Annotated in this window: 3 protein-coding genes; 1 reads left to right on the top strand and 2 read right to left on the bottom strand. The window is 64.8% G+C overall.

Annotated elements, in window-relative coordinates; all coding sequences use genetic code 11:
- Positions 1-24: 24 nt before the first annotated feature.
- Complete coding sequence (locus VIR09_RS01595; protein ID WP_332011142.1) at positions 25-2,631, bottom strand: [protein-PII] uridylyltransferase; 2,607 nt, start codon at positions 2,629-2,631, stop codon at positions 25-27.
- Between the two features lie 19 nt (positions 2,632-2,650).
- Entirely contained in the window at positions 2,651-3,472 is an 822-nt protein-coding gene (gene map, locus VIR09_RS01590; RefSeq protein ID WP_332011139.1) for a type I methionyl aminopeptidase, read from the bottom strand.
- A gap of 842 nt (positions 3,473-4,314) precedes the next feature.
- Between map and rpsB the strand changes: the two genes are divergently transcribed.
- Positions 4,315-4,827 (top strand): 30S ribosomal protein S2 (rpsB, locus tag VIR09_RS01585; RefSeq protein WP_332011136.1); only part of this gene is annotated, 513 nt, incomplete at its 3' end.

Here is a 4,827-nt window from a genome sequence, read left to right as displayed (position 1 = left end):
GGCGATGGCCGGCGCCCGCCGCGCTCAGGCCGCGCGCTGCTGCGTTTCCTCGCCCGCCAGGGCGTCCAGGACGTCGCGCTCGAACTGCATCTGGCTGCGCGGGCGCGCCAGCGTCGATCCATCCACGATGAACACGTCTTCGACGCGGTCGCCCAGCGTCATGATCTTGGCCATCAGCAGGTTTACCTCGTGGCGGGCGAAGACGCGTGCCAGGGCGTGCAGCAGGCCGGGGCGGTCGGTGGCGGTTACCGACAGCCGCCAGGAGGTGCTGCGTTCGTCGGGCTGCAATTCGGCCTGCGGCATGACCGGGAACACGCGCGACACGCGCGACTGGCGGCCCCGTCCGTAGTAGCCGCCGCGCGCGGGCTGTTGCTGGGCGGCTGCATGCGGGTCTCTCAGGCGTTCGGCGAGTTCATGCTCGACCAGGGTGGCCTGGGCGCGCAGGTCGCTGGCGCCTTCCGGCAGCAGCACGATGAAGCTGTCCAGCGCCCAGCCGTGGCGCGTGGTGTGGATGCGGGCATCCTGAATCGAAAGCGATTTGGCGTCGAAGTAGCCGCAGATGGCCACGAACAGGTCGGGCGCGTCGCGCGTGTACACCATGATCTGCAGGCCTTCCCCTTGTTCGGTGGGGCGGGCCTTGACCACGGCTTGCGCCGGCGCGACCTGGTGGTACAGATGGCGCGTGTGCCAGGCGATGTCCGAGGCGTCGTGGCGCAGGAAGTACGCCACGTCGAGCTGGTTCCAGAAGGCTTCGCGGGCGTCGTCGCGCAGGCCGGCCAGCCGGGTCAGGCGGGCGGCCTCTTCCTTGCGTTCGGTCAGGACGGTGTGGGCATCGGCATGGGCGCCGCCCAGCGCGGCCAGCGTCAGCTTGTACAGGTCTTCCAGCAGCTTGCCCTTCCAGGCGTTCCAGACCTTGGGGCTGGTGCCGCGGATATCGGCCACCGTCAGCAGGTACAAGGCGGTCAGGTGGCGCTCGTCCTTCACGGTGGCGGCAAAGTCCTGCACCACGGCCGGGTCGGACAGGTCGCGCTTCTGCGCCACGGCCGACATCAGCAGGTGCTGGCGCACCAGGAATTCCACCAGTCTGGTGTCCTCGGGCTCCATGCCGTGGTCTTGGGCGAACTTGCGCACTTCGCGCGCGCCCAGTTCGGAATGGTCGCCGCCGCGGCCCTTGGCGATATCGTGGAAAAGCGCCGCCACATACAGCAGCCAGTGCCGGTCCAGGCCCGCGATCAGCTGGCTGGCCAGCGGATACTCCTGGGCGTGTTCGGGCATGGTGAAGCGGCGCAGATTGCGCACCACCGCCAGCGTGTGTTGATCCACCGTGTAGGCGTGGAACAGGTCATGCTGCATCTGGCCGACAATGCGGCGGAATACCGGCAGGTAGCGCGGCAGGATGTTCAGCATGGTCATGCGCCGCAGCTCGTGCACGATGCCGCGCGGCTGCTGCAGGATTTGCAGGAACAGCTTGCGGTTGACGGGGTTGCGGCGGAATTGCGCATCGATGCGGTGGCGCGAATGCCAGATCGCGCGCAGCGTCCGCGCCGACATGCCGGTCAGTTCCGGATGTTGCTGCATCACCAGGAAAGCGCGTAGCAGCAGAGTGGGATTGCGCTCGAAGCCGTCGTCGCGAATGATGTCCAGGCGGTCGCGCAGATTGCGGAAATCGTCGTCGATATCGCGCGCGTCGCTGTCCGGGCGCGGGAACAGGCGTTCCTCGATGTTCTGCACCAGGATGCCGTTCAACTGCGTCACCAGCCGCGCCGCCCAGTAGTAGCGCTGCATCAGCAACTCGCTGCCGCGGCGGGTGGCGGTGGCATGGATGCCGTAGACCTCGGCCAGGGCCGGCTGCAGGTCGAACAGCACGCGGTCTTCGCGCCGGTTCGCCAGCAGGTGCAATTCGATGCGCAGGCGCTTGAAGGCCTGTTCCGCCTTGCGCAGGTCACGCGCCTCGGAAGAGGTGAGCAGGCCGGCCTGCGCCACGGAACGCCAGCTGTTGCCGAAGCCCGCCGCGCGCGCCATCCACAGAATGACCTGCAGGTCGCGCAGGCCGCCGGGAGACTCCTTGCAGTTTGGTTCCAGCGCGTAGGGGGTGTCGTGATAGCGCGCATGGCGCTGTTGCATTTCGACCCGCTTGGCGCGGAAGAAGGCGCGCGGGTCCAGGCGGGACTTGGTCGCGGCTTCAAATTGCTTCATCAATGTGCGGCTGCCGGCCAGCCAGCGGGACTCCAGCAAAGCCGTTTCCACTGTGATGTCGGCGTCGGCCTCGCGTTCGCAGTCCTCGATGGTGCGCACGCTATGGCCGGGTTCCAGGCCCAGGTCCCAGAGCGAAGCCACCAGCTTTTCGATGGCCGACTCATCGTGGGACGTGGGGGCGTGCGGCAGCAGGATCAGCAGGTCGACGTCGGAGTGCGGGTACAGCTCGCCGCGGCCGTAGCCGCCCACCGCCGCCAGCGTGGCGCCTGCTGGCAGCGGGCAGTGCTTGACCAGGTCGCGCAGCGCGGCGTCGACGATGCGGCGCTGCTCGGACAGCAGGGTGTCCGGCCGCAAGTGCGCGCGGAACTCCGCCACCGCGGTCCGCCGGGCTTCCTGGATGCGTTCGCGCAGGGCGCTGAGGGATGCGGCGGTCATGGCAGCTGGAGCAGGGGCGTCAGAGGGCGGGGATGATGATGGGTTCGGCAATGAAGGCCGGCGGCTGGGGCATGCCAGGCGACAGGGTCAGGACTTCGTAGCCGGTTTCGGTGACACAGACAGCATGCTCCCATTGCGCCGACAGGCTGTGGTCGCGCGTGACCACCGTCCAGCCGTCGGACAACTGGCGGATCTCGCGGCGTCCGGCGTTGATCATGGGCTCAATGGTGAACAGCATGCCCGTCGTCAGCTTCACGCCCGTGCCGGGTTTGCCATAGTGCAGCACCTGCGGGTCTTCATGGAAGCGCTGGCCGATGCCGTGGCCGCAGAATTCGCGCACCACCGAAAAGCCGTTGGCCTCGGCATGCTTCTGGATCGCGTTGCCGACGTCACCCAAGGTGGCCCCGTTTTTCACCTGCTGGATGCCCTTCCACATGCATTCGAAGGTGATTTCGGTCAGGCGGCGCGACAATATGGACTGCTCGCCCACCGCGTACATGCGGCTGGTGTCGCCGAACCAGCCATCCTTGATGATGGTGACGTCGATGTTCAGCGAGTCGCCGTTTTTCAGCACCTTGTCGCCCGGGATGCCGTGGCAGACCTGGTGGTTGACCGAAGTACAGATCGCGCCGGGGAAGGGTGGGTAGCCCGGGGGCGCATAGCCCACGGTGGCGGACTTCACGCCCAGCTCATCGGTCAGGTATTCCAGGCAGAGACGGTCCAATTCCCCGGTGGTCACGCCAGGCTTGACGTGAGGGGTGATGAAATCGAGGACTTTGGCCGCGTCCTGGCAGGCGGCGCGCATCTTGGCCAGGTCGGCCTGATTGGTAATTGTGCCCATGGAGTAGCTTCGCGATGTCTCGCTTGAATGTCTGCTTGAAAGAATAGTAGAATTATAGGCTTCCCTAAAATTTTGGGGAGCAATCGGGTTACGGCAAAGGCTGAACCCGGCGGGTGTTGGCAGCGGCTAGCCGCAGGTCAGGCACACCCGGCAGGCACTAGCGGCGGTCCATTCATAGTGATCGGCGGCAGGCCCTGAAGTTTCACCGCAAGCGAAGGTTGTGGAGCGAAATCGGGCAGGTCGTGGATTTTACGAGCGGGGCGTCTGCTGGAAGCAAGTCGGGTTGGGCGTGGTCGGCGGCGTGCGGATGCTGGCGCAAGCTGGGACGCGGCGTGCTTGTAAGCCCGGTCATGTTTTAGAGCGGCGATGCAGGCTCAGGGTTTGGACTCGGTATGGATGTCGGCTTAAGTTCTTGAAAACGTTCGCGTTTTCTTAAGAAATGCCCCGATGGTCTGATGCGCGGTCGAACTGAAGCCAGGGCGTTAAACCCCCACGCTTGAACGCGAAGAGCTGGATTTCCAGAGCTGGATTTCGCCGCCAACAAAACAGGTCCGGGTGCGCTTTCGGGAAACCGCCGGAAACTTCCAGGAAATTCCTGGTGGGTCTGGACAAGCGCCTGCAAGCATGCGGTGCAAGGCTCTTGCTCGTGGCGGCCGTCTGGGTTTATCGCGGCAGCGTAGTAGAAGGCGCCCCAGGCGTCGTAGTTATTGCGGCAGTGATCGGTCGGCCCGGTTAAAATGTAGTCATCCCGCACTTGCGGGAAATCGCGCGCAACACCACCCAGGGTGTCAGCCAGAGGCTGATGCAGGTGCGGCGCAAGAAATCAACCCTTGGAGAAAGTTATGTCTTTGATGCGCGAAATGCTGGAAGCGGGTGTCCACTTCGGTCACCAGACCCGCTACTGGAACCCCAAGATGGCCCCCTATATCTTCGGCCATCGCAACAAGATTCACATCATCAACCTCGAAAAGACGGTTGATAAGTACCAGGAAGCCACCAAGTTCGTGAAGCAGCTGGCTGCTCGCGGCGGCAACATCCTGTTCGTCGGCACCAAGCGCGCTGCTCGCGAGCTGGTCGCCACCGAAGCTGCCCGTTGCGGCATGCCCTTCGTCGACGCCCGCTGGCTCGGCGGCATGCTGACCAACTTCAAGACGGTCAAGACCTCGGTCAAGCGCCTGAAGGACATGGAAGTCGTGGTCGCCGAAGGCGGCGCCGAGCGCATGATCAAGAAGGAAGGCCTGCTGTTCCAACGCGAACTGGACAAGCTGAACAAGTCGATCGGCGGCATCAAGGACATGAACGGTCTGCCTGACGCCATGTTCGTCATCGACGTCGGCTACCACAAGATCGCCATC

Origin of the sequence: Achromobacter sp. (assembly GCF_036567245.1) — a bacterium.
Lineage (GTDB): Bacteria > Pseudomonadota > Gammaproteobacteria > Burkholderiales > Burkholderiaceae_B > Achromobacter.
Note: the sequence above shows the minus strand (reverse complement) of the source record. Positions and strands in the feature narration are given on the sequence as shown.